General features: G+C 66.2%; 10 protein-coding genes. 5 read left to right on the top strand and 5 right to left on the bottom strand.

The genetic code is table 11. The features are described 5' to 3' along the window. The first annotated feature begins 39 nt into the window (after positions 1 to 39). Positions 40 to 951, top strand: a complete 912-nt coding sequence (locus VWP12_RS10480; RefSeq protein WP_410474075.1) for a serine hydrolase — start codon at positions 40 to 42, stop codon at positions 949 to 951. A gap of 4 nt (positions 952 to 955) precedes the next feature. On the opposite strand, the gene VWP12_RS10475 is transcribed toward VWP12_RS10480, so the two are convergent. Then, the gene (locus VWP12_RS10475) at positions 956 to 2,197 is read right to left on the bottom strand and encodes a serine hydrolase (RefSeq protein WP_410474074.1); all 1,242 of its coding nucleotides are present in this window, start codon (positions 2,195 to 2,197) and stop codon (positions 956 to 958) included. A 100-nt stretch (positions 2,198 to 2,297) separates the two neighbouring features. After that, on the bottom strand, positions 2,298 to 5,246 hold the full coding sequence (locus VWP12_RS10470; RefSeq protein ID WP_410474073.1) for a PEP/pyruvate-binding domain-containing protein: 2,949 nt from the start codon (positions 5,244 to 5,246) through the stop codon (positions 2,298 to 2,300). Positions 5,247 to 5,490: 244 nt separating this feature from the next. On the opposite strand from VWP12_RS10470, the gene VWP12_RS10465 reads away from it, so the two are divergent. After that, entirely contained in the window at positions 5,491 to 5,733 is a 243-nt protein-coding gene (locus VWP12_RS10465) for a hypothetical protein (RefSeq protein WP_410474072.1), read from the top strand. Between the two features lie 77 nt (positions 5,734 to 5,810). Here VWP12_RS10465 and VWP12_RS10460 read toward each other — a convergent pair whose 3' ends face one another. From VWP12_RS10460 to VWP12_RS10450, 3 genes are all read right to left on the bottom strand, one after another. Next, on the bottom strand, positions 5,811 to 6,617 hold the full coding sequence (locus tag VWP12_RS10460) for a dienelactone hydrolase family protein (protein ID WP_410474071.1): 807 nt from the start codon (positions 6,615 to 6,617) through the stop codon (positions 5,811 to 5,813). Between the two features lie 73 nt (positions 6,618 to 6,690). Then, positions 6,691 to 8,256 carry a BCCT family transporter gene (locus VWP12_RS10455; protein ID WP_410474070.1) on the bottom strand — a complete coding sequence of 522 codons (1,566 nt, stop codon included), beginning with the start codon at positions 8,254 to 8,256 and terminating at the stop codon, positions 6,691 to 6,693. Between the two features lie 164 nt (positions 8,257 to 8,420). Beyond that, positions 8,421 to 10,064, bottom strand: coding sequence for a PAS domain-containing methyl-accepting chemotaxis protein (locus VWP12_RS10450; protein ID WP_410474069.1), 1,644 nt, complete (start codon positions 10,062 to 10,064; stop codon positions 8,421 to 8,423). A gap of 624 nt (positions 10,065 to 10,688) precedes the next feature. Here VWP12_RS10450 and alaC point away from each other — a divergent pair. Genes alaC through VWP12_RS10435 form a run of 3 tightly spaced genes read left to right on the top strand, consistent with a single transcriptional unit; the run spans position 10,689 to position 14,679 of the window. Then, on the top strand, positions 10,689 to 11,897 hold the full coding sequence (gene alaC, locus VWP12_RS10445; RefSeq protein WP_125197864.1) for an alanine transaminase: 1,209 nt from the start codon (positions 10,689 to 10,691) through the stop codon (positions 11,895 to 11,897). Between the two features lie 29 nt (positions 11,898 to 11,926). Next, complete coding sequence (locus VWP12_RS10440) at positions 11,927 to 13,240, top strand: homoserine dehydrogenase (protein WP_410474970.1); 1,314 nt, start codon at positions 11,927 to 11,929, stop codon at positions 13,238 to 13,240. A 2-nt stretch (positions 13,241 to 13,242) separates the two neighbouring features. Further along, positions 13,243 to 14,679, top strand: coding sequence for an exonuclease domain-containing protein (locus VWP12_RS10435; protein ID WP_410474068.1), 1,437 nt, complete (start codon positions 13,243 to 13,245; stop codon positions 14,677 to 14,679). Positions 14,680 to 14,750 lie beyond the last annotated feature (71 nt).

Below are 14,750 nucleotides of genomic sequence, written 5' to 3'. Positions count from 1 at the left end.
TTTGTTTTTCATCCGGATATGCCGGATCAGGAGGTGGCCATGTGGCGACAGCTGGCGTTGGTTTTTCTGTTCTGGTCGGTCGGGCCGGGCCTCGGACAGGCCGCCCTCCCGGCGGATGCCGTCGCACTGCGTGAGGCCGCCGATCCTGCCCTGCAGGCACAACTGGAGGAACGGCTGGAAGCGCTCCACTTGGGCGGATCGGTCGAGGCCGGCCAGTTGTCGGTCGCGCTGGTGGACGTCACCGATCCGGATCAGCCCCGACTGGCCGAGGTCAATGGCGATGCCATGCTCTACGCGGCCAGCCTGCCCAAGATCGCGATCCTGCTCGCCGCCTTCCAGCGGGTCGACGAGGGGGCGCTGACACTCGACGACGAGACGCGCGACCTGATGACCCGCATGATCCGCAACTCGTCGAACTCCGCGGCCACCGCGATGATCCGCAAGGTAGGGCGAGACTACATCAACGAGCTGTTGCGTTCGCCACGCTATCGTCTCTACGACGAGTCACTCAACGGCGGTCTGTGGGTCGGCAAGGAATACGGTCGGGGTTCGGCCTATCAGCGCGACCCGCTGCATCATCTCTCCCATGGGGCGACGGCTTTCCAGGTCGCCCGGTTCTACTACCTGCTCGAGAAGGGCCAACTGGTCTCGCCGCAATCCTCCCGCGAGATGAAGCGCATCCTCGGCGAACCCGCCATCTCGCACAAGTTCGTCGGGGGCCTGCTCGCCGAGGCTCCGCAGGCGCAGATCTACCGCAAGTCAGGCTCCTGGCGCGACTGGCATGCCGACAGCGCCATCGTCGAGCACGACGGTCGCACCTACATCGCCGTGGGTCTGGCGCAGAATCCCAGCGGCGGCGAGTGGCTCAAGCGGCTGATCGTCGAGCTGGACGGGTTGATCATGGACGCGCCGATTCGCACGGCCGGACTCAGATCGGTCTCGGCTCGCTGAGCGATCAGTCCTCCCTGGCCTCCATCAAGCGATGCAGGCGGGTGGCGAAACTCTGGTGCGCCACCGCCGAGTTCTTGTTGAGCACGTTGGAGGTCATCGTCACCAGGTAGACCTGTTCCGGGTCGCCGGCCGGGTGCTCGACGATCGCGACCGAGTGCATGTAGTTGTAGACATTGCCGCGGTACTTGCCGCAGTCCGGATTCGCCTCCCGGTCGCACTTGTAGAGTGAGCCGGACTTGAAAAACACGGCCGCATCAGCGAGCGCTGGCGACGAGGCGTAGCGGATACGTCGCTGTGTCATGTACAGCAGGCGCTTCAATTCCCGGCTCGACCACTCGTCGACCAGTTCCCCCTTCTCCATCTTGACCAGCAGGCGCATCAGCTCACGGGTGGTGCCCAGACTGTTGGTGCCCGAGACCCGCACCTTGCCACCACTGGTGAAAAAGGCCCCCTGACGTAACTGCTCGGTATCCAGACCGTTGCGGGCGATGGGCTCGACCAGGGCCTCGAGCAGGATGTCGCGCCGCTCGGCGGGTGGTCGGTCGAACAGTTCGGCCTCTCGCTCCGCCGCCACCGGATAGTCCTCGCCGAAGTGGTGCAACAGCATCAGCTGTTTCATCACCGCACTGGCCGCGGCATTCGAACTGGCCGACATGGCCCAGTCGAGGTAGGTCCAGAGATTGGCGGTGTCGCCCACGCGCAGCGGGCGGCGCGTGAAACGCCGGTCCTCCCCGTCCCACAACGGCACCGTGTGACTGTCCCACTGGATGAATTCATCCGCGGTGACCTGCGTCTCGCGCAGCAGTCGCTGTCGGGCCTCGATGTCGTCGGGGTAACGGTCGGCAATCTTCTGCAGCAACGCGGTGGCCAGCATGACCTTGCCGACGCTGCCGGGCGTGCGGCGGGTCAGGCCGTTGTGCTCGGCGTAGCGGGGACGATCCGGGTCGCTGATGTCGAGCACGCTGACGCTGTACCGGGACGCCTCGGGGCCCAGCAGGCCAATCACGCGACGCGTCAGGGCGGCATCGGTGTCGGGCAATTCGAAGCCCGGCCGGTCGGCCAAGCGTAGACGGATCTGTTCGCTGTCGAGCAGGGCCCCCGGCGGCACGCGGTTGCCGGCGATCTCCCCCTGGTTGGCCAGGCGGTAGCCCTCCAGGCGTTCGATGCCGGTCTCCTCGGCAGCATCGAGGGGGTAGGCCGGCAGGGTGGCGGGCAACAGCAAGCCGATCAGGGCAGTCAGTGCCACGGAGAGCGCCGGGGCCAAAGCCGGGCGGGGAGGGGTTTGTCGCTTGAAGGGGCTCATGATTCGAGCATAGGCCAGTCGGAGGCGAAAGGGGCTGGTCGGCCTATCGAGCGGGTGGCCGTGAGAGGTCGACGGCCGGGGCGTCCGTGTCACGCAGCGGCCGATCCAGCGCGATGAGGTGTTCGTTGGCGCGGGCCCATCGATTTTCCACCAACGGACGAATCTGGAACAGGGCCAGTCGATCGTCGACAAAGCCGAATTCGATGTCGGCCACCGGCCGCTCCCCCGCGTCATCCACCGCCAGCAGATCCCTGGCTTCGACGTCGTCGGCCAGGTGACGCAGCCGGTCGATATTCGCCGTCGAGAGGAGAGTGGCCGGCCCCTCGGCGGCGATCCGCTCCACTCCGCCCTCCGGCCGAGCGGTCAGTCGCGTGGGGGCCGTGGCCTGACTGAGCAGCCGCACGGCGCCGCTCTCCCGGTGAACACGCAACTCCTCGGCTGCCTGCCCGTCGACGGCGCCGCCTAGTCCCTCGCTGGTCGCGATGCTCAGCCACTGCCGGTCGCCGGTATCCAGGTCGGTGGTGACCAGCACGCCGGACTTGTCCACCGGCACCGTCGCCTGTAGCAACACCGCCGGGTAGACGTGTTGCGGGGCATCCATGTGTGCCTGGCGCCAGGCATGCGCTCGCTGGGTGAACGGTGAGGTCCACACCTCGCGAATAGCCTCGATGATGGCCTCGAAGCCGACCACGTTGGCGACGGTTCGATTGAGCCCCGCGCCGGTGAAACCCGGCAGGTCCTCGACGTTGGTGTCGCTGCGCACGAACACGCCGGCGGTGTCGGGCGACCCGAATGTCTCGGTCAGCTGCTCGCGCAACCGCTCGCGAAAACCGCTGGGCAATTCGGCCGTCGCGATCCAGTGCCGCATTCGGGCCAGCGTCTCGGCAGTGTCCGCGGCTCGGGTCTGGGTATCCTCGATGCGGCCCAGGCGTTCGTACTCCTGCTTGAGCCACTCGAAGGCCGTCGGGCCGCTGGGGCGGATCGGTTGGTCGATCAGCTCACGGAAGACGCCGAACGGGATTGCCAGCCCGGCACTTACCTGTTCCGGGTAGTGATGCGCGAGCTCGCCGAGGTTGGCCGCCTTGGGGCCGACCTGGCGCCCGGAGGCGTCGGCCCGTAACCCGTGGAGTTCGCGCAGGCTGTCGTCTTCCAGGTCGAGCTTGTTCCAGTCCGGCTCTATTCGCTGCCCCGTCTCGCCTTTTCCCCGGCCGAGAAGCTCCTGCCACTTTGGGCCGTCGGCGGACAGTTCAACGCGCCCGCCCGGGCTCACCGCAAGCACGACCCACTCGCCGACATGTTCTTCGATTCGATCCAGCAGCGCCTCGTCGACCACCACGTTGGGAATACCCAGGTTGCGGGCCAGTAGCTGGACGTGCGAGAGCGAGTTGCCCGCCCCGCGAGTCAGGATGCCGGCCACCGGCGGGAGCGAGGCGGTGGTCTCCGGCAGCAGGTAGATGCCTTCGGGGTCGAGCGGCTCGCCGTCGGCCGGAGCGGTTCGCAGCACGCCACGGCTCAGGCCGGGGTTGAGTGGGCGCAGCCCGGTGGCAAGGGGCTTGCCGAACAGGCGGTGCCGCGTATCGGTCATGCGCCCGGCGTCATTGCGCAGTCCGTCGAGCAGGCGGCTGTAGAACAGTAACGGGCTGTCGCGTAGCCGGTCGGGGATGAAGTGCCTGACCTGCGACGTGAGGTCCGCCCAGCGGTCGATGGCGAGATCGAAATGAAACCCGAGTGCTCGCTGCGCCCAGCCGGGTGTGCGCGCAAGGTAGGCCAGTTCGGTGGCATAGCGCGACGCCGGCACGGACGGGTCGTCGAGGAGTCCGTCGATGGCCCCCGAGAGTTGCTGCCATTGCCGGCCGGACAGCAGGCCAGTGCCATACAAGCTCTCACCCAGGGCACGCAACCAGGTCAACTGCTCGTGGCGGCTGGCCGGATCGGTCTGGTTGCGCTCGAACAGGTGGCTGGCCACCGCGAAGGCTTCCTGCTCCAGGGCCAGGCTGGCTTGCAGCAGCCGCAGCTTCTGTTCCGGCGAGCTGGTGGGCGCTTCGATGCGTTGGTGGACCTGGTGTGCGAGTTGCCCGGTCGTGGTCAACCGATCGGTGAGTGTCTGGCTCTGCTCGAGGCGGTCGGCTGCTTGGAGCAGCGAGCGGCGCAGCTCAGCATCGGGGCTGCGGCCGCCCAGTGCCCTCAGGCGATCCACGGCGGCCTGGGGGGCGTAGAGGGCCTCGAGTGCCCGGCCAAGTTTCTGCAGTGGCAGCTCGAGGGTCGGGTCGTCGTTCTGTCGGGCGAACTCGGTTACCCGCTGGATGTCGCCGGCATCCGGCATGCCGTGCAACTTGATCCGCAGGTCCTGAAAGTCCGGGGCGGCCTCGGCGATCTCGATGGCGAGATCCCGCGCCTGGCTGGCCGCCGGGTGGTCGCCATCGACCGGCAACAGGCGGGTCGCCTCGCGCAGCAGCAAGAAGCGATCCGGATCGTGCCACCAGGGATCTCCGGCCAGGGCGAGCATCAGGGCGCGCGCCTGGCGCTCCTCGTCCTCGATCTGGATCGCGCCGCGGTAATAGCGGGCGCGGCGGAAGACCCAGCCGTCATCGGCCCGGACCAGGAAGCGTTCGATCAGGATCTGGCGTAGTTCCTGGTGTTGCCCGCTGGGGCCGAGGTAGTCGGCGGGTTCGAGTTCCGCAAGCAGGGTGGCCAACGGGTATCTCTGGGCGCGGATGGTCTGCGTGCGCTCGTTCCATTCCCCGTGCTGGATGCCGCCGCCATGGTCGCCGCAGGCATACGGTTTCGGTGGCAGGACGGCCCCGTCCTCGCAGAACCAGCGAATCCGCTCGAATGGCCCGCGCGGGGCGGTTTTCATCGCTTCGATCCAGTCGCGCATCTGTTCGGTGGTGGGGCGCGAGGCGTCATCGGCCACTGCCGGTTTGCCAGTCACCGCCACGCCGAATAGCAGGAATGCCGCGGCGATCAGAGTCGTGACTCGCGAAGATGGCACGTTCCGGGGCAGATGTGTGGGTAGGCCGAACATGGCTGACAGGGGGCTCCTCCGTGGCCGAGTGGGGTGGCGACTTGTTAGATGAGTCTAGCCCGGTTGAAGGCCCTCGACGTCAGGAAAGGGTCATCGAGCGGGTGTGTCTCGCTATCGAATTCGGTAGGATGCGAACCGTTTTGCCGCCGGGGCCACCAACGAGCCCGACAGGATCCATTCACTCACCCGACCAGACGAGTTGACCTGCCCCATGACCAATCGCGAGATACTGACCAGTGATGCCATCAAGTTCGCACTCGACTGGCTCGAGGAGAACCGGGTCGAGATCGAGCCGTTGAAATCGGCCCTGGCCGCGCAGATGAAGGTTTGGGATCACGCCCAGGGGGTGCCGAGGCTCCAGCGCGAAGCGGTGATCGAGACGGCGGCCTCCCGGGCCGTTCGCCAGCACATCGAGAAGCTCAAGTCGCGGACCGCGTGGTGGCAACGGACCTGACCCGTAGTGCTGCGCGACCGGATACAGAAAAGGCCCGACACCATGTCGGGCCTTTCTCGTTGCAGCCGGGGTCGGGCTCAGAAGGCCTGGTCGAGCAACTCGGTGAATGCCGTCCAGGATTGTTTGTCGGCACGTTCCTGGTAGGCCCCGGTGCCGAACACCGTGAAGGCATGCGGGGCACCGGAGTAGACCTCAATGGTGTAGGTCGCCCCTGCGTCCTCGAGTTCGCCTGACAGCGTGGCGACATCGTCCATCGAGATCATCGAGTCTGCTGCCCCGTGGGCGACCAGGATCGGCGCGCCGGGATCCGGCCAGCTCTGTCCCTCGGGCGTGCCCAGCCCGCCGTGGAAGGTGGCGAAGCCCGCTGCCTGGTCGACCAGCCCGTTGCGAGCGGCTTCCAGCACCACCGCGCCGCCGAAGCAGTATCCCATCACGACGGTTTCCTCGGCCACGCCCTGCTCGCGAGCAAATTCGAGGCCGGCGCGCGTGAGCGACTGCATGCGCTCGCGATCCTTGTACAGGCGCTCGGTCTCGGCCTTCTTGGCGCCGGTTTCCTGCGGCCGGTTGCCCTCGCCGTACAGGTCGACGGCAAAGGCATCGAAGCCCATCGCCGCGATCATGTCGGCGCGCTGGCGCTCGTAATCGTCGATGCCGTCCCAGTCGTGGATGACCAGCACCGTGCCGCGCGACTCGCCGTCGGCCGACGACAGGTAACCCTCGAAGGACTCACCGTCGACCTGGTAGCCGATGTCCTTGCCGCTGGGCTCCCAGGTGCCGCCGTGGTTGTCGGCCAGGGCAGGCGTCTGGAAGAGCAGTCCGGCGGCCAGCATCGTCGCGGGCAGCACGGTGGTCGGCAACCGCATCTTGGTGGTTCTGGTTTTCATGATCATTGGCTCCTGCTGAGATTCCCAAAGGCAATGGCAGGGAGTATAGGCAGGCCGATTGCCCAACGCCGGTTCAGTCCTCTCGGAGCAGCCCCTGCGCGCGGGCCATGGCATAGGCCGTCTTTGGCCCGGTCCAGAGGGAGGGCAGCAGGATCAGCGACACCGGAATGGCGGTGATGACGATGAACTGTTGCAGGACGCTGATCTGGCCGGAGCCCATGTAGAGGAGCATGGCGGCCATCACGGCCATCACGCCGCCCCAGAAGGCGCGGATCAGCGGGTGGGGCGCATCGTGACCCGAGCCGACCATGGCGATGGAGTAGCTCATGGAATCGCCGGTGGTGGCGACGAAGATCAGCGTGAGCAGCATGATCGCCGCGGCCATCCAGGTGCCTCCCGGCAGGGCCTGGGCGACGGTGAGTGTCGCCACGTCGAACTGAAAGTTGTTCAGCGGTTCGGTCAGGTCGAAGACGTCGTTGAGCTGGTAGTAGATGCCCGAGCCGCCCAGCAGCGTGAACCAGATGGTGGTCGCGATAGGCGCCATCACGGCGACCGCGAGGATCATCTGGCGGATCGTGCGCCCGCGCGAGATCCGCGCGACGAACACCGCCATCAGCGGCGCATAGCCGATGAACCAGGCGAAGAAGAACACCGTCCACCATTGCATCCACCAGCCCGGCGCGGTTTCGGCGGTCATGGTGGCCATGGTGAAGAACGACGAGACGTAGGTGCCCATGCCCTGCACGTAGGCGTTGGCCAGGAACAGGGTCGGGCCGAAGACGAAGATAACCGCGCCGATCGCGATTGCGAGCAGCACGTTGAAACGGCTGAGCAACTGGATGCCGCGATGCACGCCGGTGACGGCCGAGGAGATGTAGATCAGGCCCAAAAAGGCGAGGATGCCCAACTGGGTGGCGAAGGTTTCCGGCAGACCGAACAGCTCGGACAGCCCGAAGCTCAATTGCGTGGCGAGAAAGCCGATCGGTCCGACCGTGCCGGCGACCACCGCAATCACGCAGAACGAATCGACCACGCCGCCGAACCAGCCGCGCATGATGCGCTCGCCGAAGACCGGGTAGAGCAGTGTGCGTGGCCGCAACGGCTGGCCCTTGATGTAGTGCGCGTAGGCGAGCACCACGGCCGTCAGGGAACCCAGCACCGCCCAGGCGAGAAAGCCCCAGTGCATGAACGATTGCGCCAGGGCACCGGCGACCGCCTCACTCGTCCCGGCCTCGGTGTCGAAGGCTGGCGGGGTGACCAGAAAGTGGTACACGGGTTCGCCGGCCGCGAAGAACACGCCGCCACCGGCCAGCAAGGTGCACATGATGATCGAGAGCCACTTGAACGTGCTCATCTCGGGCGTTTCCAGATCACCGACCCGGGCCTTGGCGGCCGGCGACAGGGCCACCCCGATGCCGATAAAGAAGGTCAGCAGCAGGAATATCTGGAAATAGGAGCCCAGTACCCGGGCGGTCCAGGCAAAGCCGGAGCCGATGCCGTCGGCTACCCGGTCCATGTCCCACAGGGACAGGCCGATGAAGGCAATCACGAAGCCGATGGTCAGGATCAGGACCAGCGGGTCGCCGAAACGGGCGAGCCCGGTCTCGGCGGATTGGCGGGAGGACGACGGTTGGCTCATTGGGAAGTCCCTCGTGGTGACGGACTTCCCGCGGGGCGGGTCATCCGTGACCGGGTGAATTCAGGTGAATTCCGCGAAAGATAGCATGCGTGGGCTCGGATGCCTTGGGTGCGGAAGGTAAGGACGGGGTGCCGAGCCCGGGACATGCCGGGTCGCGTTTGGCATCAATCGCTGGCGCCCTGTCGGTTGTCCGTATTGAACTGGGCCAGCAGGGTTTGCAGCTCGGTTGCCATCGTCGAGAGCGACTGGCCTAGTTTGGCGACATCGCGGCTGTTCTCGGTGGTTTCCTCGGTCTCGCCGGAAATCGAGGTGATGTTGCGGCTCATCTCCTCGGCGACCGCGCTCTGTTCTTCCGTGGCAGTGGCGATCTGGGTGCTCATTAGGTTGATCTCGTCGACCGCCTCGGTGATCGAGTCGAGCGCGCGGTCGGTGGCGTCTGCCTGTTGCTCGACGTCGTCCATCCGGCCGCGTCCCTGCTCGACGCTTTCCACCGCCGACTGAATCCCGTGGCGCAGGGTCTCGATCATGTCGCGGATTTCTCCGGCCGAGTCCTGTGTCTTGCTGGCGAGCGACCGGACCTCCTCGGCAACGACGGCAAAGCCGCGGCCGTGTTCCCCGGCCCGTGCGGCCTCGATGGCCGCATTGAGGGCGAGCAGGTTGGTTTGATCGGCAATGCCGCCAATCACCTGGATGATGCTGTCGATCCGGTCACCATGGGCCCGCAGGGATTCGATCGACCCGGCCGTGCGTTCGAACTGGCCGGAGAGTTCCCCGACGGCCGCGTGGGTGCGCCGCACCTGCTCCTTGCCACCGTGGGCCTCGCGATCGGCGCGCTCGACGGTCTCCGCGGTGCGCGCGGCGCTGTGGGCGACTTCCTCGACCGTTTGCGCCATCTCGTTCATGGCCGTGGCGACCTGTTCGACCTCGCGGGTTTGTTGGTCCATGCGTTGCGAGGTCTGCGCGCCGGTGGCAGAGAGTTGGTCGGCCGAAGCGGTGAGCGACAGCGCCGACTCGGTGAACTGGCCGAACACCGTGCTCAGGCGAGCCTGCAATAGCTTGGCGGACTGGTTGATCTGGCCGATCTCGTTCTCGCCGCTGACGTGAATGGGCTGGCGGAGTTTGCCGCCGGCCATCCGGCGCAGTACCTCGCCGGTTTGCTCGAGCGGCCGGAATACCGCTCGCCAGAGCAGCCACGCCAACGCCACGGTCAGCAGAATGCCAAACCATTCCAGGCCAAGCCCGCCGCGCGCGGCAAGCCAGCTCGGATCGATGATTTCCAGCAACTGGATCAAGCCCAGTGCGGCCAGGCCCGTGAGCGAGACTTGCGCCAGGCTCAGGTCGGCGAGTCGCTTTTTCGACGGCAACTGCTCGACCTTTTTCTCGTTCATCCATCGATACAGGCCCTCGGCCTTGGCGATCGCCTCCTTGCCGGGCTTGGTGCGAATCGACTGGTAGCCGACGATCTCGTCGCCGGCGTAGACCGGGGTGACGTAGGCATCCACCCAGTAGTGATCGCCGTTCTTGCAGCGGTTCTTGACCAGTTGATGCCAGACGCCACCGGCCTTGATGGTCTGCCAGAGGTCCTTGAAGGCGGCTGGCGGCATGTCCGGGTGGCGGATGAGGTTGTGCGGGCGGCCGATCAATTCGTCCCAGGAAAAGCCGCTGACCTTGATGAAGTCCTGGTTGACGTAGGTGATCTGCCCAAAGGGTAACTCTGCACGAATCCGATGGCGCTCTGGCTTGGCGAGCCGCCCGTGATCAAGGCGCGTCGTCGCCGACGTGCTGGCGGCCACGTCAAGATGGCGCAACGCCGAGCACGGGCGGCTCGCCAAGCCCCGTAGGGCGCGCCTTGTGCCGGGCATCTGCCGCGTTGTCGTCCTTGGAAAGAGAACGACTCTTCCGCGGCGGACGAACGCCTTGCATCTGCCCGGCTCAAGACGCGCAGAGCATCATCGGATTCGTGCAGAGTTACCCAAGATCGGTGGTCGAGATCAACTGCATGTCCGCGGGGTAGTCGACGTTGTGCTGCGTGACCGGAAGATTGACCTTCATGGTGATTCTTGCGCTCCGTGCTGGGTTGTGTCGGTCAAGTCGGCCGGCCCCGATCCCGCGGATCGTGTTCGGGGTATCCGGCTAAACCTGACCAAAACCATTGGGTTTGTGTGGGTATTATCGTCGGCGTCGAAGCTAGATCAGCCTGTCGATATATGCCAATAAGCGAATTTTCTATCCCCTCCTGCCTGTTGATGCGCGATCGGTCGAGGGGCGCTGACCGCGGACCGGATTCGTCCTCTCGTCGGGGCGTTTCGAAGGACCACGCGGATTGACAGGATGGGCCCCGCTCCTTACTGTTTGTACCCTTTGCCTGCGCCCGGCCCTTCCGCCGATCCGGCGTCGTTTTGTCCACCTTTCCAAGACGCATCAGAATCCAAGTGAACGAACATTTCGCCCGCATCAAGCGACTGCCGCCCTACGTCTTCAATATCATTGGTGAGCTCAAGGCGAAGGCGCGTGCCGCCGGCGAGGACATCGTCGATTTCGGCATGGGCAATCCCGACCAGCCGACACCGCCGCATATCGTCGAGAAGATGGTCGAGGCCACCCGTCGTGGTGATACGCATCGCTACTCGCAATCCAAGGGGATTCCGCGCCTGCGCCGGGCGATCGCCAACTGGTATCGCTCGCGCTACGACGTCGATATCGATCCCGAGTCCGAGGCAATCGTCACCATCGGCTCCAAGGAGGGCCTCGGCCACCTGGCGATGGCGACCATGTCGGCCGGGGATACCGTGCTGGTGCCCAATCCGGCCTATCCGATCCACCCCTACGGTTCGGTGATCGCGGATGCCGACATCCGCCACGTGCGCCTGACGCCGGAGGTGGATTTCTTCGAGGAGCTCACCCGGGCGATCAAGGAGACCTGGCCCAAGCCCAAGATGCTGATCCTCAACTTCCCGGCGAACCCGACCACGCAGTGCGTGGACCTGGAGTTCTTCGAGAAGGTGGTCGAGATCTGCCGCGAGGCGGGAATCTGGGTGGTGCATGACCTCGCCTACGCCGACATCGTCTTCGATGGCTACAAGGCGCCCTCGATCATGCAGGTGCCGGGCGCCAAGGACGTGGCGGTCGAGTTCTTCACCCTGTCGAAGAGCTACAACATGCCGGGCTGGCGCGTGGGCTTCATGGTGGGCAACCCGACGCTGGTCAACGCGCTGGCGCGGATCAAGTCGTACTTCGATTACGGCACCTTCACGCCCATTCAGGTGGCCTCGATCCTCGCGCTCGAGGGCGACCAGACCTGCGTGCACGAGATCTGCGACATGTACCGGCGTCGCCGCGACGTGCTCTGTGAGGGACTGAACGCGGCCGGCTGGCCGGTCGAGCCGCCCAAGGCGACCATGTTCGTCTGGGCGAAGATCCCCGAGGCCTTCGCCCATATGGGGTCACTGGAATTTACCAAGCTGCTGCTGGCGGAAGCCAAGGTGGCCGTCTCGCCGGGCATCGGCTTCGGCGACTACGGCGATGATCACGTGCGTTTCTCCCTGATCGAGAACGAACACCGCACCCGGCAGGCCATCCGTGGCATCAAGGCGATGTTCCGTGCCCACGGAGTGCCCGTGCCGTCGGAGGGAGGACAATGAGCGACATGCAGACGAATCAACACGAGGAATTGCCGCCGGTGCGCATCGGCCTGTTGGGCCTGGGCACCGTCGGCGGCGGCGTGGTCAATGTGCTGACCCGCAACGCCGAGGAGATCGCCCGCCGCGCCGGCCGTCGCATCGAGGTGGTGCACGCCTCGGCGCGTAACCTCGACGCCCCGCGCATCTGCCCACTCGAGGGCATCCTGCTGACGACCGACCCGATGGAAGTGGTCGAGAACCCCGAGGTCGACGTGGTGGTCGAGCTGATCGGCGGCATGAAGCCCGCCGGCGACCTGATGCGCCGTGCGCTCGAGCTGGGCAAGCCGGTGGTCACCGCCAACAAGGCGCTGATCGCCCATGAGGGCATGGAGCTGTTCGAGCTGGCGCAGAAGCACCACACCATGGTGGCCTTCGAGGCCGCCGTCGCGGGTGGCATCCCGATCATCAAGGCGATCCGCGAGGGCCTGGCGGGCAACCGCATCGAGTGGCTGGCCGGCATCATCAACGGCACCGGCAACTACATTCTCACCGCGATGCGTGACGAGGGCCGGGCGTTCGCCGAGGTGCTCGCCGAGGCCCAGTACCTGGGCTACGCCGAGGCCGACCCCACCTTCGACGTCGAGGGGATCGACGCGGCCCACAAGCTGACCATCCTCGCGGCGATCGCCTTCGGCATGCCGCTCAAGTTCGACGAGGTCTACACCGAAGGCATCTCCGGCATCGAGACCGATGACGTGCGCTACGCCGGCGAGTTCGGCTACCAGGTCAAGCACCTGGGCATCGCGCGCCAGCGCGACGACGGTGTCGAGCTGCGCGTCCACCCGACCCTGATCCCCGAGCGTCGCCTGCTGGCGAACGTCGACGGCGTGCAGAACGCCGTGCTGGTCTGGGGCGACTCGGTCGGTCCGACCATGTACTACGGCGCCGGCGCCGGGGCCGAGCCGACCGCCTCGGCGGTGGTCGCGGATCTCGTCGACGTGGTGCGTACCCTCACCGCGGACCCGACGCACCGCGTGCCGCATCTGGCCGTGGTGCCGGACCAGATCAGCGACATGCCGGTCGTGCCGATGGACTCGATTGCCACGGCCTACTACCTGCGCTTTGCCGTCGAGGACAAGCGCGGCGTGCTCGCCAAGATCGCCCAGATCCTCGCCGACCACGAGATCTCCATCGAGGCGATGATGCAGAAGGAGATGACCGAGGACGAGCGCACGCTGCCGATCGTCATGCTGACCCACCAGGTGCGCGAAAAGGACATGGACGATGCGCTCGCCGAGATCGAGGCGCTGGATACCGTCCGGGCCCCGGTCGTTCGCATGCGCGTGGAGACGCTCGACGCCTGACGGTGACGAACCTCTTACAGCCTGGCGAATGCATCGAGGCGCTGGCGTTATTGCCAGCGCCTTTCGATCGTCTGGCCTTTGTCGACGTCGAGACCACCGGCACGCGGCCGACGCGTGACCGGATCACCGAGGTGGCGATCATCCCCGTCGACAACGGCGTGGTGGGCGAGCCATTCCAGACCCTGCTCGATCCCGGCGTGGCGATTCCACCGACCATCACCCGCCTGACTGGCATCAGCGATGACATGGTGGCGGGCGCGCCGGTATTCGCCCGTCTGGCGGGGAAGGTGCGCGATCTGTTCGACGGCCGCCTGCTGGTCGCCCACAACGCCCGTTTCGATGCCGGCTTTCTGCGCAATGCCTTCCGTGAGGCCGGCCAGGTGGTCATGCTGCGGGAACTGTGCACGGTCAAACTCTCGCGACGGCTCGATCGCGGCGAGCGCCGCCACAACCTCGACAGCCTGATTGCCCGCCACGCGCTGCCCGTGGGCGATCGCCATCGGGCGATGGGCGATTGTCAGGCCCTGCCGGCCTTGCTATCCCGTTTTGTCGAACGCGACGGCCTCGAGGTCGTGCTCGACGCGCTCGACCCGCAGCACAAGCGGGCAAGCACCCCGCCCAATCTCAACCCCACCCGACTCGACGAGGTGCCTGCCGTCCCGGGTGTCTACCGCTTTTTCGGCGAGGAGGGGGCGCTGCTCTATGTGGGCAAGAGCGTCAACCTGCGTTCAAGGGTGCGCTCGCACTTCGCCGACGATCACCGCAATGATCGGGAAATGCGCATCGCCCAGCAGACCCACCACATCGACTGGATCGAGACGGCCGGCGAGATCGGGGCGCTGCTCACCGAGGCCCGACTGGTCAAGCGTGAACAGCCAATCTTCAATCGACGCCTGCGTGCGCAGCGCGGCCTGCTCGCCTGGTACTGGGACGACGAGTCGGCCGAGCCACCGGCGCTGGTGCGGATCGATGAGCTGGCCCCGTCGGAGCTGGGGCGTGCCCACGGGGTGTTCCGTTCGCGGATGAAGGCCAGCGAGCGCCTCAGGGAACTGGCCAAGGAGCACCGCCTCTGCCCGCAATACCTCGGATTGGAGCAGGGTGCCCGACGTGCCTGCTTTGCCCACCAGATCGGGCAGTGCGGTGGCCTGTGCGCCGGGCGGGAGTCCGAGATTGCCCACCGGTTGCGCCTCAAGCAGGCGCTTGGGCCGTTGGCACTCGAGGCCTGGCCGTATCCCGGCGCGGTCGCGATTCGTGAGGCACGCGACGGCAGGGAAGAGCACCACCTGTTTCGCCACTGGCGCTACCTGGGCACGGCGCGTTCCGAGGGGAAGTTGGCCGAGTTGCTGGAGGGCGGCGACGAGTATCCGCTGGACATGGACATGTACCGGCTGGCCGTGGATGCCATCCGCAAGGGGGCGAAGGTCGAGCCAGTGGAGTGACTAGGGCGGTCTAGGCGCGGTGGCCGACGTGCCAACCGACGCGATTCGCGGCTAAAGCCGCTCCTACAAGG

Origin of the sequence: Guyparkeria sp. TX1 (assembly GCF_046523965.1) — a bacterium.
In the GTDB taxonomy this organism is placed as follows: Bacteria; Pseudomonadota; Gammaproteobacteria; order Halothiobacillales; family Halothiobacillaceae; genus Guyparkeria.
This window is presented reverse-complemented; position numbering and strand designations above follow the sequence as displayed.

Excerpts from the sequence above, each read along its gene's own strand:
- VWP12_RS10480 (WP_410474075.1), top strand. The coding sequence starts at position 40 with ATGTGGCGACAGCTGGCGTTGGTTTTTCTGTTCTGGTCGGTCGGGCCG.
- VWP12_RS10465 (WP_410474072.1), top strand. The coding sequence starts at position 5,491 with ATGACCAATCGCGAGATACTGACCAGTGATGCCATCAAGTTCGCACTC.
- VWP12_RS10460 (WP_410474071.1), bottom strand. The coding sequence starts at position 6,617 with ATGAAAACCAGAACCACCAAGATGCGGTTGCCGACCACCGTGCTGCCC.
- VWP12_RS10455 (WP_410474070.1), bottom strand. The coding sequence starts at position 8,256 with ATGAGCCAACCGTCGTCCTCCCGCCAATCCGCCGAGACCGGGCTCGCC.